The organism is Aminobacter sp. DSM 101952 (assembly GCF_001424795.1).
GTDB lineage: Bacteria > Pseudomonadota > Alphaproteobacteria > Rhizobiales > Rhizobiaceae > Aminobacter > Aminobacter aganoensis.
Map to the genome: position 1 here is coordinate 176,093 of NZ_LMCL01000023.1, position 21,673 is coordinate 197,765.

The following is a 21,673-nucleotide window of genomic DNA, read 5'->3' on the forward strand; positions in this document are numbered from 1 at the left end:
TCTCATCTTGCCTGCCAGCCCAGACGGGGCCGGCCTTATGTCGTCTGGGGTCGCCAGGGCTCGTGCTCGTGCGCGAGCCAGACCAGTTCGGGGTCGAGCGCGAGCACCCGCAACTGGCCTTCGCTGCGCGGCTCGTCAAGCTCGCCGAACCAGACCGCGACGTCGCCGCCAATGACGACCGGGCGCCCGCCAGTCTCGACGACGACCACTTGCATGCCGGCTGTATGGCCCGGCGCCGGGACGAGCCGGAGCCCGGGAAGCAGCTCGAGTTCTCCGTCGACCGGCACATACTGCACGCCGGGTGCATCGACCCACTCACGAATGGGGTATTCGTTCTCATCGCTGTGCGCGTCTTCGAGTTCACGCCGCTGGACGTAGAACGGCTTGCCGGCGAAGAGGTGGTTGCCGCCGCAATGGTCGGCGTGCAGGTGTGTGTTGATGACGATATCGATGCCGTCGAGGTCGAAGTCCTGCTTGCTCAGTGGATAGAGGCGAGGGTCGAAAGCGGCGACCACTGCCGGGTGCAGCTCCGTCATGCCGGTGTCGACCAGTATCCGCGCATCGGGATGGTCGATGACGTGCACATAGACCGGCATGCTCTCGCCTTCGACGCTCAGTTCGGCAACGAGGATTGGCGTGATGGTGATGGAGGCATGGGCGCTCATCTTCTCATCTCCTTCGACATTTGCACGCTGCCTGCAGGCCCGCATGTCCGCGATCACCGGCGGGAAAAGAGTGGGCTTGGCGCGCCAGTCATGGTCCATTCCGAACGCGCTTGGCCTGCCACTTTGCTCACGCCGACGCAAAACTGATTGCATTATAAAACTGGTTTCAGAATAGGATCAAAAATCGCTTTTGCAATCGATTTTTGAAGTGCGCATGAACCAGAATCCCCGGCGAGCTCGATGCGAGAGGTCGATCGACCGGCATCGCCTTGGCGCGCGAGGAGGCACGATATCGCCGTCGCCGATTCTGGTTGCGCAGCGCCAGGCTCCTGTCTACCCCGCCGTGGCCGCGCGGCGAAACAGCCACAGGCCATATGCGCCTATCAGGCAGGCGATCAGGAACTCGCGAATCTCGGACAATTCGTAGCCATCGGCCATCCGGTGTCCGCCGAACACGAAGACCAGTTGCGACAGCGGCAAAAGGATCGCCATGGCAAGCCCCGCAACCCGGAACGGCGCCGGCGTCCCCCAAAGGTCGAGCGCCAGCCTGATACCGATCAGCGTGCCCATGAAGAACCAGAGCTGGTAGGGCACGACGTTCCACTCTTCGAACAGCAACCCGGCCAGCGGCAGGCCGGCGAGCGCAAACAGCCGTGGCGGAACGAACCCCTCCGCCGTCTTCAGGAGCGGTCCGACATGCGCCGGCCAGGCCATCGGCAGCACGACGAACAGCAGGAACGCAGCCGAGTAATAGGCCGCCTCGAACCGGTAGGTGGCGAAATTGTGCAGGTTCGTTTCGTTCTGGGCGTTGCCTTCGAACATCGGCCCGGCGGTCCAGCCAACCCAGTGCTGCCCCCACGACATCTCCTCCATCAGGATGAGGAAGACAACCAGGATCAGCGCCGCATGCACGGCCTGGCGCGGCAGGCCGAGAACCCGGGCGCGATCGCCGCGATCGCGCCACGCGGCAGCGCCCAGGGCCGACAATGCAAGCACGAACGCCACTTCGGTCAGGATGCTGAGCACCTGCCCCTCCCGCACCGTCTCGTTCAGGATCCTGGGCATCACCGCCACCGTCGCCGTGGCAACCAGCAGGGCAGCGGCCATCAGATACGCCGCCCCGAGCAGCAGCGGCGCCTGGCCGTCGATCAGCGGCCGTGCCAGGGCCGGCTTCGGCAGCAGTGCCGCAACCAGCAGGAAGGCCGAGACGAATGCCGCGACCGGCCGGACCAGCCCGAACATCGACCAGTCGACGCGATCCTTGGCCAGCAGGTCGCGGTCGTTGATCGCAAGATCATAAGCGACCAGCGAAACTAGAATCGTAGCCGCCGCGGCGATCAGCCCCATGCGCGCCGGTCCAGCCAAGGAATGAGCTTGCGGTTGCTGCAGCGTCGACATGACCGGCCCGTCATTATGTTTGCGTTTGTATGAGATGTTCTAGCCGACGACTGTCGAACAAAGTGTAAAGCGGGCTACCGTCGGCGGGCGCGGCCGAACCCTGCCGGGCACGGCTTCATGTCAGTATGGTTCCGGCAGCCCGCCTTGGCGGCTTTGCCGCTCCGGCCTGTTCGGCTAGAAATGACGCGCAATGACATCAAAGGGTTGAGCGATGAGTGGAAAAATCCGCGCCGGCATGGGCGGCTGGACGTTCGAGCCCTGGGAAGGCACCTTCTATCCCGACAAGCTGTCCAAGACGAAGCAACTGCAATTTGCCGGCACGCAGGTACCGTCCATAGAGGTCAACGGCACCTATTACTCCGGCTTCAAGGAACCCACCTTCCTCAAATGGGCAAGCGAGACGCCCGACGATTTCGTCTTCTCGCTCAAGGGCAACCGCTTCGTCACCAACCGCCGCGTGCTCGCCGAGGCAGGCGAGTCGGTCCAGCGTTTCGTCACCCAGGGCATCGCCGCCCTCGGCCAAAAACTCGGCCCGATCCTGTGGCAGTTCGCGCCGACCAAGAAGTTCGACGCAGACGATTTCGAGGCGTTCCTCGAGCTTTTGCCGGAAAAGCAGGACGGCATCACGCTGCGCCATGCGCTGGAAGTGCGCAATCCAAGCTTTGCCGTGCCCGAATTCGTCCAGTTGGCGCGCAAGCACAACGCGACGATCGTCTACGCCGACCACGCCACCTACCCGGCAATTGCCGACGTCACCGGCGACTTCGTCTATCTCAGGCTGCAGACCGGCAGCGACGAGAATCCCGATTGCTACACGCCGAAGGGACTGGACGAATGGGCCGCCAGGGCAAAGACCTTCGCCGCCGGCGGCGTGCCGGCCGATCTGCCGCGCGCCGATCCCTCGGTCGAGGCGCCGGTCAAGCCGCGCGACGTGTTCGTCTACTTCATCACCGAAGGCAAGGTCCGCGCCCCCTTCGGCGCCATGGCGCTGATGAAGCAGGTCAACGGCTAGGCGGTCAGGCCGCGGGACTGCGGCCTGTCAGCGCGTCCCAGGCCGCCATGGCGCCGTCGGCGACGGCCAGCAGCGCTTCGCGCCCGACACCGTCGCGCGCCTGCACCGACATGCCTTGCTGGACGGCAATGATGAAGGCGGCGAGACCGGCGGGGTCGGCCGCCGCCGGCAGTTCGCCCTCTTCGGCCGCCGCCTTCAGCCGCTCCTCCAGTTGCCGCGCGCCTGCCAGCCTGCGGGCGCTCAGGTCGTTGAACACCTCGCGATTGGTCTCGCTGGCATTGAGCGCACCGAGCACGATCAGGCAGCCCCTGGGATCGCCGGGCTCGCTGAACGCCCTGGCCGAAGCACGCAGGAAATCGGCGACCGCCTGCTTCACGCTGCCCGGCCTGTTGAAGGCGCCCCAGATATCGATGCCCTCGGTGGCGCTGTAGAGGTCCACCGCCTCGCGAAACAACGCCTCCTTGCAGCCGAAAGCAGCATAAAGACTGGGCGAATTGATGCCCATGGCTGCCGTCAGCTCCGCCAGAGACGCGCCGTCATAGCCCTTCTGCCAGAATAGCAGCATCGCCTGCCGCAATGCCTCATCGCGGTCGAAGCTGCGCGGACGTCCCTTTCCAGACATCGAATTCCTTTCTGTCATGACCGATACATAAATCCCTTGACCGCATCGGGCAAGAGTGCAACCAATTATATATCGGTCACTACAGAAAGATGAAAACATGTCCTCCACGTCCACCCAAAATCCTCTCCACGGCAAGGTCGCCCTGGTCACCGGCGGCAGCCGCGGCATCGGCGCCGCCATCGTCCGGCACCTGGCGTCGGCAGGTGCCGATGTCGCGCTGACCTATGCCCGCTCGGCCGAAAAGGCCCTGGACGTCGTTGCCGAAGTCGAGGCTTCCGGCCGCCGGGCAATCGCGATCCAGGCCGACAATATCGATGCCGAGGCCGTCGAGGCGGCCGTCGCCGAAACGGTCGCGTCGCTCGGCCGGCTCGACATCCTGGTCAACAGTGCCGGCATCTGGCACGCCGGCACCATCGACACGGTCACGCTCGCCCAGCTCGACGAGGTCATGTCGGTCAACTTCCGCGCCCCGTTCGTCGCCGCGCGCGCGGCTGCCGCTGTTATGCCCGAGGGCGGCCGCATCATCTCCATCGGCAGCAATCTCGCCGACCGGGTTCCCTTTGAAGGCATCGGCCTCTATTCGGCCAGCAAGGCAGCCCTCGTCGGCCTGACCAGGGGGCTGGCACGCGACCTCGGACCGCGCGGCATCACCGTCAATGTCGTTCATCCCGGCTCGACCGAAACCGACATGAACCCGGCCCACGGCGACGGCGCCGACCACCAGCGCAACCTCATGGCCATCCCGCGCTTCGGCTCCCCCGACGACATCGCCGGCCTCGTCGCCTGGCTCGCCGGTCCCCAGGGCCGCTTCGTCACCGGCGCCGCACTCACCATCGACGGCGGCACCAACGCCTGAGGTTTTCGGGGCGCGTTTCGGCGAGACAAGCGGGGAAATGTGTTCCCCACTTGTCTTCGCTGCGACGGCAAGAGCGGTCGCCATCGTTCGGTGATCGGCAGGTGGCGGTCCCGGAGGGATCGCGACGCCAAGGATCGGCTCGGCAAAGCTCGCCCCCCAATTTGTCAGGAACCTTGTCAGCAATCCGCGTGGATAGCCGACCTCCTTTTTCCACACCCCTCAAACCCTCCCCTACAATCCATGCCAGTTCCTCCCGCGGGAACGCCGGTCGCGACGGCGGCATGCGGGGAGGAACCGGCGCCTCCGCTCGTGGGCTAACGTGGCTCGCGGTCCGGGGAGGTTCCGTCCAAGGGTTCCCCTTCGGGCACTACGGCCCGGGTGCGCTGGACGATGCGCTAGGGTGAGCAAGGGCGCCAATGCCCCGGCTCCCGGAAGCGGAACGGACGGGAACAGAAATCGCCGGCGGGGCGCGGACGTCGCGCCATTACTAAACTATCGGAAGGCACGGCCTCGCGCCCCGCTTCCCTTGTCGAAGGATGAGCTTGTCGAGGGATGACAATGGCCAGACCGGAAACGGGGCGTGGCGGTGAAGAAACTTGGCCTCTTCTCCCCGTTCACGGGGAGAAGGTCCCGGCAGGGGGATGAGCGGCAGCGCAAACCTCTACGTCCTGGGCTCAACACCATCTTGGGCACAGCCCTCATCCTGAGCCTCCTCATCTTGAGCCCCTCTTCCTGAGCCCCTCATCCTGAGCCTAAGCGCAGCCCTCATCCTGAGCCTGTCGAAGGATGGGATGACGGGCACGGCGCGAGCCCCCAAGAGAAGACAAAAGTCACCCGCTCAATCCCGCCACCACCTCCCTGAGCGCCAGCGGCAGATCCTCGGCGATGAGCCCCGGCCCGAAGCGTCGCGCCGCCTCGGCATGCATCCACACGGCAGCGCAGGCCGCCTCGAACGGCGGCATGGACTGCGCCAAGAGTGCTGCGACGATGCCCGACAGCACGTCGCCAGAACCGGCGGTGGCCAGCAGCGGCGTGCCGTTGCCGTTGATCGCGGCGCGCCCGTCGGGTGCGGCGATCACCGTGTCGGGGCCCTTGTAGACGATGACGGCATTTGCCTTGGCCGCAGCAGCCAGCGCCCGCTCGAGCTTCGACAGCGACGTGTCGGCGGCGATGTCGGAAAACAGCCGACCGAACTCGCCATGATGCGGCGTCAGCACCAGTGCGGGCCCCGACCGCCTACGCGCCTCGAAGAACGCGGCCCGCTGCCGCGCCATCGAAGTGATGCCGTCGGCATCGAGCACCAACGCGCCAAAGCGTCCGGATGCATGCCCCATGAGCTCCAGCGCCAAACGGCCGACCTCGGGCTCCGGGCTCAGTCCCGGGCCATGGACCAGAACGGCGGGCTTGCGCTCGTCGAGGAAGGCAATCGCATCGTCGAGACCGTCGCAACGCCGGAGAATGATCGAGGTGAGATGCGCCGCGTTGGCCGCCAGCGCAGCCCCCGGCGACAACACCGTCACCGCGCCCGCCCCTGCCCGTGCCGCAGCCATCGCCGACAGCCGCGCCGCCCCGGTGGCCGCGATGCCACCGGAAAAGACGCCGACATGGCCGCGGCTGTATTTGTGGGCGTCATTGGCCGGCGACGGGAACAGCGCCCGCCACCATGCCGGGTCGTTTTCGAGGCATCGCGTGCCTGTTGCCGCCACCGTCGCGTCGGAAATACCGATGTCGGCGACAATGATCTCGCCGCAATGCGTCCGCCCGGGAAACAGCAGGTGACCGGGCTTCTTGCGGGCAAAGGTTACAGTTATCACCGCCTTGAAGGCACCGCCCGGCACCTCGCCCGACCTGCCCGACACGCCCGACGGCAGGTCCACTGCGACCACCGGCACACCAGCATCGGCAGTCCGCGCCACCGCCGCCAGCACATCGCCGGCAAGCGGCTTGGAAAGCCCGGCGCCGTAGAGCGCATCGACGACGAGCGAACCCGTTTCGGGCGCGAAGGCGGACAATGGCTCGACCGCGACCGGGCACTCCGCCGCCGCAAGCGCGGCATCGCTGCCGGCGCGCGGCGCCGATGTCGCGAAAAGCCTGACGACGACGCCGCTTTCGCGCAGCAGGCGTGCCACGACATAACCGTCGCCGCCATTGTTGCCCGGCCCGCACAGCACAAGGACCGGATGCACGGATGGAAACCGGGACAGCACCACATCGGTGATCGCGCCCCCGGCCCGCCGCATCAGCCCGATGCCGTCGACCGGACCCGCGCCGATCGTCAGCCGGTCGGCCTCGGCCATTTCGTCAGGTGTCAGCAGTTCAAACGCCATGGCGGTGTCCGCGAGAATCCAGCATCGATCCGAGAATTAGCACGCCGCCGCGCCCGGCCGAAACAAGGATGCAGCAATGCGCAACAGGTACAAATTATGAGCATCATGCCGCTTTTTTGTGCATAGGTTTAAGGCGGAGGACGCTGAAATTTTGGGCGATCTTCGTGCGACAGGGCAAAACCGGCTGTGGAACCTGCGTTCCGTGGCAGCCACCAGGGCAAACTGGTCAAACTTGTCGCAGCCACTAGACTTGGCACGCTTCGTGCTTGAGATAGGCGCGAGTGGGTGCATTACCCCTGAGTTACGGCAGTGGAGGCCAGTATTCGCATGAAAAAGATCGAAGCGATCATCAAGCCGTTCAAGCTCGACGAAGTGAAGGAGGCGCTCCAGGAGGCCGGCCTGCAAGGCATCACGGTCACCGAAGCCAAGGGTTTCGGCCGCCAGAAGGGCCATACCGAACTGTACCGCGGCGCCGAATATGTCGTCGACTTCCTGCCCAAGGTGAAGATCGAGGTCGTGCTCGGCGACGAGTCGGTCGAGGCCGCCATCGAGGCGATCCGCAAGGCCGCCCAGACCGGCCGCATCGGCGATGGCAAGATCTTCGTCTCCAACATCGAGGAAGTCGTCCGCATCCGCACGGGCGAGACCGGCGTCGACGCCATCTGACCCTTCGAAATTTCTTCTCGTCCTAACGTCATCAGACAGGGAACCATCACATGACGACAGCCAAAGACATCATGAAGCAGATCAAGGACAACGACGTTAAGTTCGTTGACCTGCGCTTCACCGACCCCAAGGGCAAGCTCCACCACGTCACCATGGACATCGCCGAGGTCGAGGAAGACATGTTCGCCGACGGCGTCATGTTCGACGGCTCCTCCATCGCCGGCTGGAAGGCGATCAACGAATCCGACATGGTGCTGATGCCCGACATGGACACGGTCCACATGGACCCGTTCTTCGCCCAGTCGACCATGGTCATCCTGTGCGACATTCTCGATCCGGTTTCGGGCGAGGCCTACAACCGCGACCCGCGCGGCATCGCCAAGAAGGCAGAGGCCTATCTCAAGGCCGAAGGCATCGGCGACACCGTCTTCGTCGGCCCGGAAGCCGAATTCTTCGTCTTCGACGACGTCAAGTACAAGGCCGACCCCTACAACACCGGCTTCAAGCTCGATTCGACCGAACTGCCCTCGAACGACGACACCGACTATGAGACCGGCAACCTCGGCCACCGTCCGCGCGTCAAGGGCGGCTATTTCCCGGTCCCGCCGATCGACAGCTGCCAGGACATGCGCTCCGAGATGCTGACCGTGCTGTCCGAGATGGGCGTGCGCGTCGAAAAGCACCACCACGAGGTGGCTGCCGCCCAGCACGAACTCGGCATCAAGTTCGACACGCTCGTCCGCAACGCCGACAAGATGCTGATCTACAAGTACGTCGTGCACCAGGTCGCCAATGCCTATGGCAAGACGGCCACCTTCATGCCGAAGCCGATCTTCGGCGACAACGGCTCGGGCATGCACGTCCACCTGTCGATCTGGAAGAATGGCAAGCCAACCTTCGCCGGCAACGAATATGCCGGCCTGTCGGAAAACTGCCTCTATTTCATCGGCGGCGTCATCAAGCACGCCAAGGCGATCAATGCCTTCACCAACCCGCTGACCAACTCCTACAAGCGCCTGGTCCCGGGCTATGAGGCACCGGTGCTGCTCGCCTACTCCGCGCGCAACCGCTCGGCCTCCTGCCGCATTCCCTTCGGCAACTCGCCGAAGTCCAAGCGCGTCGAGGTCCGCTTCCCCGACCCGGGCGCGAACCCCTACCTCTGCTTCGCCGCGCTGCTGATGGCCGGCCTCGACGGCATCAAGAACAAGATCCACCCCGGCCAGCCGATGGACAAGGATCTCTATGACCTGCCGGCGAAGGAACTCAAGAAGATCCCGACCGTCTGCGGCAGCTTGCGCGAAGCGCTCCAGAGCCTCGACAAGGACCGCGGCTTCCTCAAGGCCGGCGGCGTCTTCGACGACGACCAGATCGACAGCTTCATCGAGCTGAAGATGGCCGAGGTCATGCGCTTCGAAATGACCCCCCATCCGGTCGAGTACGACATGTACTACTCGGTCTAAGACCAGAGAAACAAAGAAAAAAGCCCCGGAGCGATCCGGGGCTTTTTTGTTTGGCGGGGCAGCAATCCGGTAAATGCCGGACTGCTGCGGAGGATGCGTAGCCGAACGACCCGTCAGATGCTTTTGGCGCTCATCTGCTCGGAGATGTAGTCGGCCTGCCGGATCGCCAGCGCCACGATGGTGAGCGTCGGGTTTTCCGCGCCGCCCGTGGTGAACTGGCTGCCGTCGGAGACGAACAGGTTCTTGATGTCGTGCGTCTGGCCCCATTTGTTGACCACGCCGTCGGATGCCTTTTCGCTCATCCGGTTGGTGCCCAGGTTGTGCGTCGACGGATAGGGCGGCGTCGGGAACGAACGAGTGGCGCCGACGGCGTCGTACATCGCCATGCCCTGCTTGTAGGCGTGGTTGCGCATGGCGACGTCGTTGGGATGGTCGGTGAACCAGACATCGGGGATCGGCATGCCGTACTTGTCCTTCAGTTCGCCATGCAGCTTCACGGCGTTCTGCTCCTGCGGCATGTCTTCGCCGACGATCCACATGCCCGCCATCTTGTCGTAGTGGTCGAGCGCGGTGGTGAACGAACGGCCCCAGCCACCGGGATCGAGGAACGCCGCCATGAACGGCAGTCCGAGCGCCAGTGTTTCGAGCTCGTAGCCGCCGACGAAACCGCGCGACGGGTCGTGCCTGGCTTCATCCCGTACGATGCCGGCCATGGTCGTGCCGCGCCAGAAATGCACGGGCTTGTCGAAGATGGCATAGACCGACCCGGTGGTGTGGCGCATGTAGTTCTTGCCCACCTGCCCCGACGAATTCGCCAGCCCGTCCGGAAATTTCGACGACGCCGAGTTGAGCAGCAGCCGCGGGCTTTCGATCGAATTGCCGGCGACGCAGACGATGCGCGCCTTCTGGCTCTGGGTCTTGCCGTCCTTGTCGGCATAGACGACGCTGGTCACCTTGCCGCTGTCGTCGTGCTCGATCTTGAGCACATGGCTGCTGGGCCTGACCTCCAGCTTGCCCGTCGTCTCGCCCTTGGGGATTTCGGTATAGAGGGTCGACCACTTGGCCCCCCACTTGCAGCCCTGGAAGCAGAACCCGGTCTGCTGGCAGCCCATGCGGCCGTCGCGTTCGGCCGAATTGATCGCCATCCTGCCGGTGTGGCATTCCTTGTAGCCGAGCTTGTCGGCCCCGGCCTTGAACACCTTGAAATTGTTGTTGCCTGGCAGGCCCTCGATGTCGTTGGTGCGGGTGACACCCATCTTGTCCTCGGCCTTGGCGTAATAGGGCTCGAGATCGGCAAGCGTAATCGGCCAGTCGAGCAGGTTGGCGCCCTCGACCTTGCCGTAGTTGGTCAGCGTCTTGAATTCATGCTCCTGGAAACGCAGCGACGCGCCGGCCCAGTGCGTGGTCGTGCCGCCCACGGCCTTGACGATCCAGGCCGGCAGGTTGGGGAAGTCCTTGTGGACCCGCCAGCCGCCGCCAGTCGTGCGGTTGTCCAGCCAGGCAAGCTGGCCGAAAGAGTCCCATTCGTCGTTGATGAATTCGTCATATTCGATGCGCGGGCCGGCTTCGAGAATGACGACATCGATGCCCTTTTGGGCGAGTTCGTTGCCAAGCGTGCCGCCGCCGGCTCCGGAGCCGATGATGACGACGACGCTGTCGTCGTTGAGATCGTAGGGTGCAGGCATGTTTTCCTCCCGGGAATGCTGAAAAGGCTGTTCGCGACAACCGGCCGATCAGAGCCACTCGATGTCGTCGAAACCGCGCGCGATGTATCCGCCCTTGGAGTAGGACTCGCCCTCGTAACCGAAGATCGGCCACACCTCCTTCTGGTTGTAGAGGCCGACGACGAGCCCACCGCGGATCGCCTGGAAGAACGGTGTCTCCTCGATCTGCCGGAGGATGGCCACGCGCTCGTCCTCCCAGCCGAGGCCGGTGTAGCCGCCGGCACCCGACTTCTGGTCGAGGTCGGCGATGCCTTTCTCGATCAATTCCTTGTGCGCCGCATCCTTGCCCGCCTGTTCGTCGTGGCTCTTGATGGCGATGGCATAGAACTTGTCCGGCACCTGATCGTGCGGATAGATGTCGCGCGCCATCTGGATCAGCGTCGCCAACGTTTCCGGCTTCAGCGCCGTGCTCTCAAGCCCCCATGCTTCGCCCGTGCTGAGCACGGCCGAGCCGCTGATGATGAGCAGCGCGCCGGCAGCACTGCCACGCTTGAGCAGTTCACGCCGCGACAGGCCGGACCTGCCTTGATAGATCGTCACCATGATTTCCTCCCTTGCTTGCGATGCGCCGTCGGCGCTTGGCTGGCGCGGCGCTCTCCCTCGCCGCATATGCTTCACTTGAACCTGCCTCCCCGCTGCAAGACCTCGATCTTGTAGCCGTCGGGGTCTTCGATGAAGAAGAAGCGGGCGAGCGGCTTGCCGCCCGGCGCGAAGTCGACGATGTCCTTTGGGGTCAGGCCGGCCGCAACCAGCCGCTGGCGCGTGGCGTCCAGGTCGTCCACCGATACTGCAAGGTGGCCGTAGCCGTCGCCCAGCGCATAGGGCTCGGCCCGACCCTTGTTGACGGTCAGCTCGACCTCGAATTCGGTTTCAGGATTGCTGAGATAGAGAAGGGTGAACGTCTCGAAATCGAGGCGGTCGGCAACTTCGAGGCCGAAGGCCGTGCGATAGAAGGATACCGAACGCGTCTCGTCGAGCACGCGCACCATGGAATGTATTGCCTTCGCCATTCGTCCTCCTGGCAGTTGCTTGCCAGGGGATTATGAATCCGTGCAGTTCCAAGTGGTGGCAGCCCGTTACCACGCCCCCGAAGACAGACTTTGCTAGGCACGGACGACGTACAGGTTGCGGCAGCGGACGGTTGGGCCGATGATGGGCGTCGAACGCCAGCGCCGGTGCCGAAAACGCCGCGCAAGCCATCGGGAGGATTGATATGTGCAGGGTATTTGCCGGACAGGATCCGAAAGGCTATCACCAGATCAACCGGTCGATCAGGATCGCCGGGCATTCGACCAGCATCCAGCTGGAGGCTACCTTCTGGGACCTGCTCGACGAGATCGCAGCCTCGCAAGGACTGACGACGCCGAAGTTCATTTCCAAGCTTTATGACGAGGCGATCGAGATCAATGGAACGATCCCGAACTTCGCATCCATGCTGCGCACCACATGCGCCCTCTATCTGCGCGGCCACAAGCCGGGCGCCGAAGAGATCGAGGCGCTGAAGCGCTACGCGGCATAGCCGAGCCTAACTCAGTTCTTGCTACCAGGTCTTGCGACTCGGAAGAAGAAACGCCCCGGGCCGAGACCCGGGGCGCTGTTCGATCTCGCCTAAAATTTAAGCAGCAGCCTTGGTCTCGACGCTGGTCGGCACCGTGCTGATGGTCTTCAGGATCTGCGAGGCGATCTGGTAGGGGTCGCCCTGCGAGTTCGGACGGCGATCTTCGAGATAGCCGCGATAGCCGTCACGGACGAAGCTGTGGGGGACGCGCACCGAGGCGCCACGGTCGGCAACACCCCAGGTGAAGACGTCGATCGACGCCGTCTCGTGCTTGCCGGTCAGGCGCAGGTGGTTGTCGGGGCCGTAGACGGCGATGTGATCTTCGCGGGCCTCGCCGAACGCTTCCATCAGCGCCTCGAAATAGGCCTTGCCGCCGATTTCGCGCAGGTGAGCCGTCGAGAAGTTGGCGTGCATGCCCGAGCCGTTCCAGTCGGTGTCGCCCAGCGGCTTGCAGTGATACTCGATGTCGATGCCGTACTTTTCGGTCAGGCGCTGCAGCAGGTAGCGCGCGATCCACATCTCATCGGCCGCCTTCTTCGAGCCCTTGCCGAAAATCTGGAATTCCCACTGGCCCTTGGCCACCTCGGCATTGATGCCCTCGTGGTTGATGCCGGCGTCAAGGCAAAGGTCGAGATGCTCCTCGACGATCTGGCGGGCGATATCGCCGACTGCCTGGTAGCCGACGCCGGTGTAGTACGGACCCTGCGGCGCCGGGAAGCCGGTTTCGGGGAAACCGAGCGGACGGCCGTTCTTGTAGAAGAAATATTCCTGCTCGAAACCGAACCAGGCGCCCTCGTCGTCAAGGACGGTCGCACGCGTGTTGGACGGGTGCGGGGTGACGCCATCCGGCATCATGACTTCGCACATGACGAGCGCGCCGTTCTTGCGGGCCGGATCGGGATAGATTGCGACCGGCTTGAGCACGCAATCGGAGCTCTTGCCTTCGGCCTGCCTGGTCGAGCTGCCGTCGAAACCCCAGAGCGGAAGCTGCTCGAGCTTCGGGAACTCCGCAAACTCCTTGACCTGGGTCTTGCCGCGGAGATTGGCCGCAGGCGTGTAACCATCCAGCCAGATGTACTCGAGCTTGTACTTCGTCATGCTATCCTCTCGGTGTCGTGCCTGCCGGCCATTGGCGGCCGGCGTGTCGCAAGAGAAGAAGCAAGCCTCGTGCCAACTCGAAAAATGCAGGAACCGCAACGGGGGGAGAGTTCGCGGAAAAAGCCGATGCTCAAAAAACAGGCAAACTAAGGCAGCAGCGCTGACATTCTGCCCAAGACTCGGGCGCAGCCCGCCCGGCCGGCCAGAACGGGATCAGCCAGCCTTCAACGCCTCGAGCAAAGCCACCGCGGAAACCATGTCCCGCTTGCGGTTGCTCCGGCGGGCGATGGCCTCGGAATCCTGGCCCCAATGCTCGATCTGCCAGTCTTCGTCGACATGGGCGGCGGCCCACGCCGCCTCGACATCGAGCTCGCCGGCCTCGACGGCGAGCGCCAGAAGAGCCGAACCGGTCAATGTGGTCATCAGGTGGAGCGCTGCCAGCCGCATCGGTTCGGCACGCTGCGACAGGTGGATGCCAAGCGCGGCGATGGCAGCGCGCGGCTGCTCGACATGCATGACGCCTTCGGCCAGCACGAAATGCGCGCTCAGCGACGCGCGCGCCCAATCCAGTACCGGGTCCCATGCCTCGGACTGGCGCTCGACGAGTTTTTCCGGGCTGTCGGCACGGTAGCAAAGCAGATCCGACGACGAGAAGCGCAAGATGTCCTCGAGCACCGCCTGCGGATCGGTGGCGACCCCGTCGATCGCCGTGTTGACCAGGCGCAGCACCGGCATGGTGAACGGGTCGATGTTGTCGACCTGGGCAGCAAATTCGTCGGCCACCAGTTGCGCTGCGGCCTCCGTCGGCAAGGCAAGCAGTGCCCTGCCCGGCGTGCGCACCGGCTTGCCGTCGAGCTGCACGGCAAAGCCTTCGTCGACAGCGGCAACCGAAGCGGCTTCGTAGAACCGCTTGGGCAGTTGCCGGCGCATCGTGCTTTGGGCACGGCGGATCGGATCGGGATCGGACAGCGCGTCGCCAGCTTCAAGGTCGCTCAGGATGTCACGCATGGGTTGTTCCAATCAGTCGAAAAGGGCAATCAATCGATGAGGGCGAGCAAATCGCCGGGCTTGGCCAAAACGGTCTCGGCACCGGTCGCCAGCAAGCCGTCGCGGCCATGGTAACCCCAGCACACGCCTATCGCGCGGGCGCCGGCACTTCTGGCCATCTGCATGTCATAGATGGCGTCGCCAACCACGAAAGTCGAGGCCGGATCGATGCCGGTTTCGGCGCAGCATTCCAGCACCATGGCGGGATGCGGCTTGGAGGGGCAGTCGTCGGCAGTTCGGATGGTCACGAAATGGCGCTCGAAACCATAGGCTTCCATCACACGCTGCACGCCGCGGCGCGACTTGCCGGTGACCATGCCGATCAGCACGTCGTCGCGTTTGGCGAGCACGTCGATCAGTTCGGCGATGCCGTCATAGAGCGGCTCATGGAAATTCGAGGGTGCGCGCGAGGCGATGAAATGCGCCTTGTAGCGCTCGGCCAGACGGCCGCACTCGGCATCGAGCGGACGGCCGAGCAACGTCGCAATGGCAAGATCGAGCGTCAGCCCGATGATGCTCTTGGTCGCCTCCAGTGCCGGCTCGGCGAGGCCCGCCTCGCGAAACGTCGCAACCATGGTGGCGTGGATGAGGTCGGCGCTGTCGACCAGCGTGCCGTCGCAGTCGAACAGCACCAGCTTCAAGGCGCTGTCGCCCACGGAGCCTGCCGTCACGCCGGCTCCCCGCTTTCATCGTCGAAGCCGATGAGGTTCCAGCTCTGGCGCATATGCGGCGGCATCGGCGCGGTGACGTCGATCACGCCATGGTCGGGATGCGGAATGACGATCCGGCGCGCATGCAGGTGAAGCTTGTTCTGCAGCCCGCCCGGAAACTCCCAGTTGGTGTCGTGCTCGAAATATTTCGGATCGCCGATGATCGGGCAGCCGATATAGGCGGCGTGCACGCGCAGCTGGTGGGTGCGGCCGGTATAGGGCTCCATCTCCAGCCAGGTCATGGTCTGGGCGGCCTGCTCCAGCACGCGGTAGTAGGAAACCGCGTGGTCGGCGCCCTTTTCGCCATGCTTGGCGACGCGCATGCGGTCGCCGTCCGGCGTCTGTTCCTTGACCAGCCAGGTCGAGATCTTGTCTTCGCGCTTCGGCGGCGCGCCCTTGACCAGGGCCCAGTAGGTTTTCTTGGTCTCGCGGGCACGGAAAGCCTCGGCGAGCTTCATCGCCGCCAGACGCGTGCGCGCCACGACCAGCACTCCCGAGGTGTCGCGGTCGAGCCGGTGGACCAGGCGCGGCTTCTCGCCCTTCTTGTTGCGCCAGGCCTCGAGCATGTCGTCGAGATGGCGCACCACGCCCGAACCGCCCTGCACGGCAAGGCCGGCCGGCTTGTTGAAGACGAAGACCTTGGAATCCTCGTAGATCAGCATCTTGGCCAGCACGTCGCCATCGTCCTGGTCGCGCATCGTGCGGGCGGTCAGCGGACCATCGTTCTTCTTGTCGACTTCGAGCGGCGGTATGCGGATGACATGTCCCGGCTCGACGCGCGTATCGGCCTTGGCGCGGCCGCCATTGACGCGGATCTGGCCCGAGCGCAGCAGTTTCTGCAGGTGGCCGAAGCCGAGCCCCGGATAATGGGACTTGAACCAGCGGTCGAGCCTCATGCCCGTTTCGCCAGCTTCCACCGTGACCTGTTCAACGCCTGCCATTGTTCAATTGTCCTTTTCGAAGCGGCCCAATAGCATCAGCCGATGCTTCTTGCGAGCCACATTCCCAGGAACAGCGCCAGAATGGCGCATATGACGCTGGCAAAAGCATAACCGAAGGCCGGCAAAGTCGATCCGCGCTCCCACAAGGCGGCAAAATCCAGCGAGAATGCCGAAAAGGTGGTGAAGCCGCCGAGGATGCCGGTGGCCACGAACAGGCGCAACTCGTTCGAGCCGCCGAACCGGCGTGCCAGCAGGCCGACGAACAGTCCCATGGCAAAAGAGCCCAGCACGTTGATCGCCAACGTGCCCCAGGGAAAATTAGGCCCGACGAGCCTGAGCGCCAGCAGATTGGCGAGATGACGCAGCGCGGCGCCGATGGCGCCGCCGAGTGCAACGAGCGATAGATGAAGCATAGGCAGGTCCTGCGCGCAATTGCATGGTCCATAACACAGAACCGCGCCCAGGCAGGCGTTATGCGCCGGCGCAGCACCGACTAGGCTGTGGACAAGGCAGCTGCGCCGCAAGCCATTGTTGGGCGGGCGGCAGCCGGGCTATAGCATCGCCCCATGCAACCCTCCAAAGACATCTCCCGCCTGATCGAGATCATGGCTGCCCTGCGCGATCCGGAAACCGGCTGTCCCTGGGACATCGAGCAGAATTTCGCGACCATTGCGCCCTATACGATCGAGGAAGCCTACGAGGTCGCCGACGCGATCTCGCGCAACGACATCGACCATCTGAAGGAAGAGCTGGGCGACCTGCTGCTGCAAGTCGTCTACCACGCCCAGATGGCCGAAGAGGCCGGCGAGTTCGCCTTCGGCGACGTGGTCGATGCCATCACCACCAAGATGATCCGCAGGCATCCGCACGTCTTTGGCGACGCCAAGGCGCGTGAGGCGCGTTCGGCCAAGGGCATGTGGGAAAAGATCAAGGCGGAAGAAAAGGCGGAACGGCGTGCCGCGCGCATCGCCCGCGGGCTCGACCCCGAGGATCACGGCCACGGCTTCCTCGACGGGGTGCCCGTCGCCCTGCCCGCACTGACGCGTGCGCTGAAGCTGCAGGAAAAAGCGGCCCGCGTCGGCTTCGACTGGGGCGAGGCAGCACCGATCCTCGACAAGATCGAAGAAGAGATCGGCGAATTGCGCGAGGCGATGGCCCAGGGCGACCAGGCCGCGGTCAAGGACGAGTTCGGCGACATGCTGTTTGCGCTGGTCAATCTCGGCCGCCACCTGCAGCTCGATTCCGAGGCGGCGCTTGCCGGCACCAACGACAAGTTCCGCAAGCGTTTCCACTATGTCGAAAAGTCGCTCAACGATGCCGGCCACAGCCTGGAGGCGGCAACGCTCGACGAGATGGAAGCGCTGTGGCAGCAGGCAAAGACAGCGAAGTAGGTAGTTCCTATACCGGGCTCAGCCTGGCACGCCCCCTCTCCGGTTCGCTGCGCGAACCACCTCTCCCCCGCTTCGCGGGGGGCGAGGAACCCAACATGGCAAGCCTAGCGCTTGTTCCTGAGGATTTTGGCCGCGATCTCGTCGCGGGCCGAAGCTGTCGCCTTGAGCGTCATCGAGACGCTGCCATCGTCATTGTCGGTGCGCGAAACGACGTCGCCATTGCGGTAGAGCCAGTCGATCTGGCCGAGCTGGCTCGGCTCCAGCGTGACGTCGATGGATTCGAGCTCGCCCGAAACCCGCTGCTCGATCAGGCCAGTAAGCGCAGAGAGGCCCTCGCCCGTGATTGCCGAAATGGCGATCGGCGGCGTCTTGCGACCGTCAACGCTGTCGGAAAGCAGCCGCTCGCGATTGCCCTCGTCGAGCTGGTCGATCTTGTTCCAGACCTCGACGACACGGTCGGTATCGGCCGCATCGACGCCGAGGTCGGACAGGATGCGCTCGACATCGTCGGCCTGGGCCGCGGTATCGGGGTCGGAAATGTCGCGCAGGTGGATGACGAGGTCGGCTTCGACCACCTCTTCCAGCGTCGCCCGGAAGGCCGCGATCAGGTGCGTCGGCAGATCGGAGATAAAACCGACGGTGTCGGACAGGATGATCGGCGTGCCATGCGGCAGCCGCACCCGGCGCAGCGTCGGATCGAGCGTCGCAAACAGCATGTTCTCGGCCAACACGGCAGCACCGGTCAGCCGGTTGAACAGCGTCGACTTGCCGGCGTTGGTGTAGCCGACGATGGCGACCACCGGGAACGGCACCTTGCGGCGCTTGGCACGGTGCAGGTCGCGCGTGCGGACCACCGTCTCAAGCTCCTTCTTGAGCTTGATGATCTTTTCCTGCAGCGCGCGCCGGTCGGATTCGATCTGGGTTTCGCCGGGACCGCCGAGGAAGCCCGCACCGCCGCGCTGGCGCTCGAGGTGGGTCCAGCTGCGAACCAGCCGGCCCTTCTGGTAGTTGAGATGGGCAAGCTCGACCTGCAGCGTGCCTTCCTTGGTGCGCGCGCGCCTGCCGAAGATTTCGAGGATGAGCCCGGTGCGGTCGAGCACCTTGGCGTTCATCTCTTTTTCGAGGTTGCGCTGCTGCACCGGCGTCAGCGGATGGTCAACGATGACCAGCTCAGCGCCGCGCTCCTTCACGATCTCGGCGAACTCCTCGACCTTGCCGGTGCCCAGGAGGGTCGCCGGGCGCGGGTCGTTGAGGGTGACGATCGCGGTGTGCACGGGTTCGAGATCGATGGCCCGGGTCAGCCCGACGGCCTCGTCGTGGCGGGCCTCGGCCGAACGCTGCAATCGCGGGCGCGCGCTGTCGTCGTCACCCTTGGGCTGGCGCGTCAGCACCGGCACGATGACGATCGCGCGCGTGGGGGCTTTGTCGCCCCCTATCGATTCGGGTCCATTGCTGGCACCGGCCTTGGCGCCGGCGTTCCTGTCGCGTGCCAATCAGCCGCCCTGGCTTTCCTCGCCATCGAACATCTGAACCGGCTGGCTCGGCATGATCGTGGAGATGGCATGCTTGTAGACGAGCTGGGAATGCCCGTCACGGCGCAACAAAACACAGAAATTGTCGAAGGAAGTAACGACCCCGGTCAATTTCACGCCGTTAATGAGGAAAATGGTGAGTGGGTTTTTGCTCTTGCGAACTGAATTCAGGAAAAGGTCCTGAAGATTCTGCGATCGTTCCGCCATTGTTTTTTTCTTTCGCCGATCCCTGTCTGCTGCCAATGCGCCAAATTACCGGGCTCATGTCAAGCGAGCAAACACCCCCTTGCCACATCGCGCGGCAAGCTGAACGAGATGAATTTAACCATTTACGCCCAAGCGGTTATCAGGCTTGGATTTTTTCCGCAACGTCAAAAAAGGCTTCGCGCAGGGAAAGCGCCACCGAGCCGGGGTGTCCATTGGCCACGGGTTGGCCGTCGATCGCAACAATCGGCATGATCACTGTGGTTGCAGCCGTGATGAACGCTTCGCGCGCTGCCTTGGCTTCCGCGACGGTAAAGCCACGTTCCTCGACCGTCAGCCCGAGCTTCTCGGCGACCTTGAACAGCGTGGCGCGGGTGATGCCGCGCAGGATGCCATGATCGGCCGGGCGCGTGACCAGGACACCGTCCCTGGTGACGATCCAGGCGTTGGTGGCCGCCCCTTCCTTGACCGTGCCGTCCGGATCGACGAACCACGCTTCCTGGGCGCCGGCTTCCTTGGCCTGCTGGCGCGCCAGCACGTTGGGCAGCAGGCCGACCGACTTGATGTCGACGCGCTCCCAGCGGTTTTCCGGAACGGTGATGACCTTGAGCCCTGCCCCGGCCTTCTTGGCCGCGGCCACCGGGTCGGTGCGCTTGGCGGTCACCACCAGCGCGGGACGCGTGCCGTTGGCGGGAAATACGTGATCGCGCGGCGCCACCCCACGCGTCACCTGGAGGTAGACCATGCCGTTGTGGACGCGGTTGCGGCGGATGACCTCGCGCATGACGTGCACGAGCACGGCGCGATTGACCGGCCAGTCGATCCTGAGTTCCGACAACGAGCGGTCGAGCCGGTCGAGATGACCGACGCTGTCGACGATGAAGCCGCGCGCCACCTCGCAAACCTCGTAGACACCATCGGCGAACTGATAGCCGCGATCCTCGATATGCACGGAGGCGTCCGAATGGGCGACGTAACGCCCGTTGACGTAAGCGATGCGCGGCATGGTTTTGGTGACCCTCGGAGTTTTACGGAGTTCTAGTCGATCTGCGCCGGGCGGCAATGTTCAAACGGCTGGTCCAGGTCAGAAGAATTCGAGGCTGACCCGGAACATCTGCTCGACCTGCTTGACCGCCTTGTCGAGCGCGAAGATGACGACGCGGTCCTTGGGCTTGATCAGCACCGAACCGCTGGGCTTGACGATCTTGCCGTCGCGATAGATCGCGCCGATGCGCATGCCATCGGGCAATTCGAGGTCGCGAAGCAGCGTGCCGACCAGCGGCGACGTTTCCAGCGCCTCGGCCTCGATGATTTCGGCGGCGCCACGCTGGATCGAATGCACCTGGCGTATCCGTCCGCGCCGGACATGCTGGAGAACGCGCGAGATGGTCACCGCACTCGGATTGACATGCGCGTCGATGCCGAGCGGCTTGGTGAGATCGTGATAGGCCGGATTGTTGATGAGGGCGAGGTTGCCCTTGCAGCCCAGGCGCTTGGCCATGACGGAGGACAGGATGTTGACCTGATCGTTGTTGGTCAGCGCCACCATCAGGTCGGCATCCTGGATGTCGGCTTCCATCAGCAGTTTCTGGTCGAGCGCGCTGCCGTTGAGCACCACGGTCCGGCGCAGTTCGTCGGCGACCTTGACCGCCCTGTCGCGGTTCGCCTCGATGATCTTGATCTTAGTCCGGCTCTGGCGCTTCTCGATGGTGCGGGCGACATAGAGGCCGATGTTGCCGCCGCCGGCGATGACGATGCGCGTCGCTTCCTGCTCTTCATGCCCGAACAAGCCGAGCGTCCGGCGCACCTGTTCCTTGGTCGTCACGACATAGGCGAGATCGCCCGCCACCAGTTGATCGGCCGAATGCGGGATGAACAGGCGGTTGTTGCGGCTGACGCCGACCACCGTCGAGGGCAGATCGGGGAACAGTTCGCTGAGCTGGGCCAGCGGCGTGTTGATGACCGGGCAATCCTCCAGGCACTCGATCGCCACCATGATGATGTGGTTGTCGGCGAAGCGCACCACGTCGGTTGCGCCCGGCAGCGTGATGCGCCGCAGCACCATCTCGCCGACCTCGAGCTCGGGCGAAATGATCACGTCGATCGGCAGGTGCTCGCGCGAAAACAGGTCCTGGTAATGCGGCTGGAGATAGGCCTGCGAACGGATGCGCGCGACCTTCATCGGCACGTTGAACAGCGCGTGCGCCACCTCGCAGGCAACGATGTTGACCTCGTCGAACAAGGTCACCGCGATGATCATGTCGGCGTTCTGCGCGCCGGCGGCCTCAAGGACCTCGGGATGCGAGCCGTGGCCGACGAAACCGCGCACGTCGAGCTGGTCGCGCACGGCATGGATCAGCTCGGGAGCCGTATCGATGATCGAGACGTCGTTCTTTTCCGCCGCCAATCGTTCGGCAATGCCGTAGCCGACCTGTCCGGCCCCGCAGATGATTACGCGCATG

At 64.2% G+C, this 21,673-nt stretch carries 22 protein-coding genes; 6 read left to right on the top strand and 16 right to left on the bottom strand.

All coding sequences use genetic code 11. From position 1 onward, the window contains the following. Positions 1-35: 35 nt before the first annotated feature. Together ASC75_RS14915 and ASC75_RS14920 are read right to left on the bottom strand one after the other, a co-directional pair. A complete protein-coding gene (locus ASC75_RS14915; RefSeq protein WP_055977672.1) occupies positions 36-665 on the bottom strand; it encodes an MBL fold metallo-hydrolase in 630 nt (209 codons plus the stop codon). Positions 666-998: 333 nt separating this feature from the next. Next, on the bottom strand, positions 999-2,012 hold the full coding sequence (locus ASC75_RS14920; protein WP_055976838.1) for a hypothetical protein: 1,014 nt from the start codon (positions 2,010-2,012) through the stop codon (positions 999-1,001). A gap of 262 nt (positions 2,013-2,274) precedes the next feature. On the opposite strand from ASC75_RS14920, the gene ASC75_RS14925 reads away from it, so the two are divergent. Further along, on the top strand, positions 2,275-3,075 hold the full coding sequence (locus tag ASC75_RS14925) for a DUF72 domain-containing protein (RefSeq protein WP_055976841.1): 801 nt from the start codon (positions 2,275-2,277) through the stop codon (positions 3,073-3,075). Positions 3,076-3,079: 4 nt separating this feature from the next. Here ASC75_RS14925 and ASC75_RS14930 read toward each other — a convergent pair whose 3' ends face one another. Further along, positions 3,080-3,697, bottom strand: coding sequence for a TetR/AcrR family transcriptional regulator (locus ASC75_RS14930; RefSeq protein WP_055976843.1), 618 nt, complete (start codon positions 3,695-3,697; stop codon positions 3,080-3,082). Between the two features lie 97 nt (positions 3,698-3,794). Here ASC75_RS14930 and ASC75_RS14935 point away from each other — a divergent pair, with 97 nt between their 5' ends. Then, positions 3,795-4,553, top strand: coding sequence for an SDR family oxidoreductase (locus ASC75_RS14935; RefSeq protein ID WP_055976846.1), 759 nt, complete (start codon positions 3,795-3,797; stop codon positions 4,551-4,553). A gap of 830 nt (positions 4,554-5,383) precedes the next feature. On the opposite strand, the gene ASC75_RS14940 is transcribed toward ASC75_RS14935, so the two are convergent. After that, a complete protein-coding gene (locus tag ASC75_RS14940; protein ID WP_055976857.1) occupies positions 5,384-6,880 on the bottom strand; it encodes a bifunctional ADP-dependent NAD(P)H-hydrate dehydratase/NAD(P)H-hydrate epimerase in 1,497 nt (498 codons plus the stop codon). A gap of 327 nt (positions 6,881-7,207) precedes the next feature. Between ASC75_RS14940 and ASC75_RS14945 the strand changes: the two genes are divergently transcribed. Together ASC75_RS14945 and glnA are read left to right on the top strand one after the other, a co-directional pair. Next, the gene (locus ASC75_RS14945) at positions 7,208-7,546 is read left to right on the top strand and encodes a P-II family nitrogen regulator (RefSeq protein ID WP_055976860.1); all 339 of its coding nucleotides are present in this window, start codon (positions 7,208-7,210) and stop codon (positions 7,544-7,546) included. 50 nt (positions 7,547-7,596) lie between these two features. Beyond that, complete coding sequence (gene glnA / locus ASC75_RS14950; RefSeq protein WP_055976863.1) at positions 7,597-9,006, top strand: type I glutamate--ammonia ligase; 1,410 nt, start codon at positions 7,597-7,599, stop codon at positions 9,004-9,006. 113 nt (positions 9,007-9,119) lie between these two features. Here the strand turns inward: glnA and ASC75_RS14955 are convergent, their stop codons facing one another. The 3 genes from ASC75_RS14955 to ASC75_RS14965 form a co-directional block, all read right to left on the bottom strand. Then, positions 9,120-10,691 (bottom strand): GMC family oxidoreductase, encoded by a 1,572-nt coding sequence (locus tag ASC75_RS14955; RefSeq protein WP_055976866.1) that lies wholly within the window; start codon positions 10,689-10,691, stop codon positions 9,120-9,122. Positions 10,692-10,739: 48 nt separating this feature from the next. Further along, on the bottom strand, positions 10,740-11,273 hold the full coding sequence (locus ASC75_RS14960; protein ID WP_055976869.1) for a twin-arginine translocation pathway signal: 534 nt from the start codon (positions 11,271-11,273) through the stop codon (positions 10,740-10,742). A gap of 71 nt (positions 11,274-11,344) precedes the next feature. Then, complete coding sequence (locus ASC75_RS14965) at positions 11,345-11,740, bottom strand: VOC family protein (RefSeq protein WP_055976872.1); 396 nt, start codon at positions 11,738-11,740, stop codon at positions 11,345-11,347. Between the two features lie 203 nt (positions 11,741-11,943). On the opposite strand from ASC75_RS14965, the gene ASC75_RS14970 reads away from it, so the two are divergent. Then, positions 11,944-12,249 carry a ribbon-helix-helix domain-containing protein gene (locus ASC75_RS14970; protein ID WP_055976875.1) on the top strand — a complete coding sequence of 102 codons (306 nt, stop codon included), beginning with the start codon at positions 11,944-11,946 and terminating at the stop codon, positions 12,247-12,249. A gap of 96 nt (positions 12,250-12,345) precedes the next feature. Here the strand turns inward: ASC75_RS14970 and ASC75_RS14975 are convergent, their stop codons facing one another. The 5 genes from ASC75_RS14975 to crcB form a co-directional block, all read right to left on the bottom strand. Continuing rightward, the gene (locus ASC75_RS14975; RefSeq protein WP_055976878.1) at positions 12,346-13,386 is read right to left on the bottom strand and encodes a glutamine synthetase beta-grasp domain-containing protein; all 1,041 of its coding nucleotides are present in this window, start codon (positions 13,384-13,386) and stop codon (positions 12,346-12,348) included. Positions 13,387-13,599: 213 nt separating this feature from the next. Next, positions 13,600-14,394, bottom strand: a complete 795-nt coding sequence (locus ASC75_RS14980) for an ATP12 family chaperone protein (RefSeq protein ID WP_055976880.1) — start codon at positions 14,392-14,394, stop codon at positions 13,600-13,602. 29 nt (positions 14,395-14,423) lie between these two features. Continuing rightward, positions 14,424-15,074 carry an HAD-IA family hydrolase gene (locus ASC75_RS14985; protein ID WP_055977675.1) on the bottom strand — a complete coding sequence of 217 codons (651 nt, stop codon included), beginning with the start codon at positions 15,072-15,074 and terminating at the stop codon, positions 14,424-14,426. Positions 15,075-15,100: 26 nt separating this feature from the next. After that, entirely contained in the window at positions 15,101-16,084 is a 984-nt protein-coding gene (locus ASC75_RS14990) for an RluA family pseudouridine synthase (protein ID WP_055976882.1), read from the bottom strand. A gap of 35 nt (positions 16,085-16,119) precedes the next feature. Beyond that, complete coding sequence (gene crcB / locus ASC75_RS14995) at positions 16,120-16,497, bottom strand: fluoride efflux transporter CrcB (RefSeq protein ID WP_055976884.1); 378 nt, start codon at positions 16,495-16,497, stop codon at positions 16,120-16,122. A gap of 153 nt (positions 16,498-16,650) precedes the next feature. Here crcB and mazG point away from each other — a divergent pair, with 153 nt between their 5' ends. Next, positions 16,651-17,475 carry a nucleoside triphosphate pyrophosphohydrolase gene (gene mazG / locus ASC75_RS15000; RefSeq protein ID WP_055976887.1) on the top strand — a complete coding sequence of 275 codons (825 nt, stop codon included), beginning with the start codon at positions 16,651-16,653 and terminating at the stop codon, positions 17,473-17,475. A gap of 104 nt (positions 17,476-17,579) precedes the next feature. On the opposite strand, the gene hflX is transcribed toward mazG, so the two are convergent. The 4 genes from hflX to trkA form a co-directional block, all read right to left on the bottom strand. Beyond that, positions 17,580-18,911, bottom strand: a complete 1,332-nt coding sequence (gene hflX, locus ASC75_RS15005) for a GTPase HflX (RefSeq protein WP_055977678.1) — start codon at positions 18,909-18,911, stop codon at positions 17,580-17,582. Between the two features lie 57 nt (positions 18,912-18,968). Continuing rightward, positions 18,969-19,214: an RNA chaperone Hfq gene (gene hfq / locus ASC75_RS15010; protein ID WP_018428055.1), complete on the bottom strand. Its 246-nt coding sequence runs from the start codon at positions 19,212-19,214 to the stop codon at positions 18,969-18,971. Positions 19,215-19,353: 139 nt separating this feature from the next. Then, the gene (locus ASC75_RS15015; RefSeq protein WP_055976890.1) at positions 19,354-20,217 is read right to left on the bottom strand and encodes a D-amino-acid transaminase; all 864 of its coding nucleotides are present in this window, start codon (positions 20,215-20,217) and stop codon (positions 19,354-19,356) included. A gap of 78 nt (positions 20,218-20,295) precedes the next feature. Continuing rightward, positions 20,296-21,672 carry a Trk system potassium transporter TrkA gene (trkA, locus tag ASC75_RS15020; RefSeq protein WP_055976892.1) on the bottom strand — a complete coding sequence of 459 codons (1,377 nt, stop codon included), beginning with the start codon at positions 21,670-21,672 and terminating at the stop codon, positions 20,296-20,298. Between the last annotated feature and the right edge of the window lies 1 nt (position 21,673).

Excerpts from the sequence above, each read along its gene's own strand:
- ASC75_RS14915 (WP_055977672.1), bottom strand. The coding sequence starts at position 665 with ATGAGCGCCCATGCCTCCATCACCATCACGCCAATCCTCGTTGCCGAA.
- ASC75_RS14920 (WP_055976838.1), bottom strand. The coding sequence starts at position 2,012 with ATGGGGCTGATCGCCGCGGCGGCTACGATTCTAGTTTCGCTGGTCGCT.
- ASC75_RS14925 (WP_055976841.1), top strand. The coding sequence starts at position 2,275 with ATGAGTGGAAAAATCCGCGCCGGCATGGGCGGCTGGACGTTCGAGCCC.
- ASC75_RS14930 (WP_055976843.1), bottom strand. The coding sequence starts at position 3,697 with ATGTCTGGAAAGGGACGTCCGCGCAGCTTCGACCGCGATGAGGCATTG.
- ASC75_RS14935 (WP_055976846.1), top strand. The coding sequence starts at position 3,795 with ATGTCCTCCACGTCCACCCAAAATCCTCTCCACGGCAAGGTCGCCCTG.
- ASC75_RS14940 (WP_055976857.1), bottom strand. The coding sequence starts at position 6,880 with ATGGCGTTTGAACTGCTGACACCTGACGAAATGGCCGAGGCCGACCGG.
- ASC75_RS14945 (WP_055976860.1), top strand. The coding sequence starts at position 7,208 with ATGAAAAAGATCGAAGCGATCATCAAGCCGTTCAAGCTCGACGAAGTG.
- glnA (WP_055976863.1), top strand. The coding sequence starts at position 7,597 with ATGACGACAGCCAAAGACATCATGAAGCAGATCAAGGACAACGACGTT.
- ASC75_RS14955 (WP_055976866.1), bottom strand. The coding sequence starts at position 10,691 with ATGCCTGCACCCTACGATCTCAACGACGACAGCGTCGTCGTCATCATC.
- ASC75_RS14960 (WP_055976869.1), bottom strand. The coding sequence starts at position 11,273 with ATGGTGACGATCTATCAAGGCAGGTCCGGCCTGTCGCGGCGTGAACTG.
- ASC75_RS14965 (WP_055976872.1), bottom strand. The coding sequence starts at position 11,740 with ATGGCGAAGGCAATACATTCCATGGTGCGCGTGCTCGACGAGACGCGT.
- ASC75_RS14970 (WP_055976875.1), top strand. The coding sequence starts at position 11,944 with ATGTGCAGGGTATTTGCCGGACAGGATCCGAAAGGCTATCACCAGATC.
- ASC75_RS14975 (WP_055976878.1), bottom strand. The coding sequence starts at position 13,386 with ATGACGAAGTACAAGCTCGAGTACATCTGGCTGGATGGTTACACGCCT.
- ASC75_RS14980 (WP_055976880.1), bottom strand. The coding sequence starts at position 14,394 with ATGCGTGACATCCTGAGCGACCTTGAAGCTGGCGACGCGCTGTCCGAT.
- ASC75_RS14990 (WP_055976882.1), bottom strand. The coding sequence starts at position 16,084 with ATGGCAGGCGTTGAACAGGTCACGGTGGAAGCTGGCGAAACGGGCATG.
- crcB (WP_055976884.1), bottom strand. The coding sequence starts at position 16,497 with ATGCTTCATCTATCGCTCGTTGCACTCGGCGGCGCCATCGGCGCCGCG.
- mazG (WP_055976887.1), top strand. The coding sequence starts at position 16,651 with ATGCAACCCTCCAAAGACATCTCCCGCCTGATCGAGATCATGGCTGCC.
- hfq (WP_018428055.1), bottom strand. The coding sequence starts at position 19,214 with ATGGCGGAACGATCGCAGAATCTTCAGGACCTTTTCCTGAATTCAGTT.
- ASC75_RS15015 (WP_055976890.1), bottom strand. The coding sequence starts at position 20,217 with ATGCCGCGCATCGCTTACGTCAACGGGCGTTACGTCGCCCATTCGGAC.
- trkA (WP_055976892.1), bottom strand. The coding sequence starts at position 21,672 with ATGCGCGTAATCATCTGCGGGGCCGGACAGGTCGGCTACGGCATTGCC.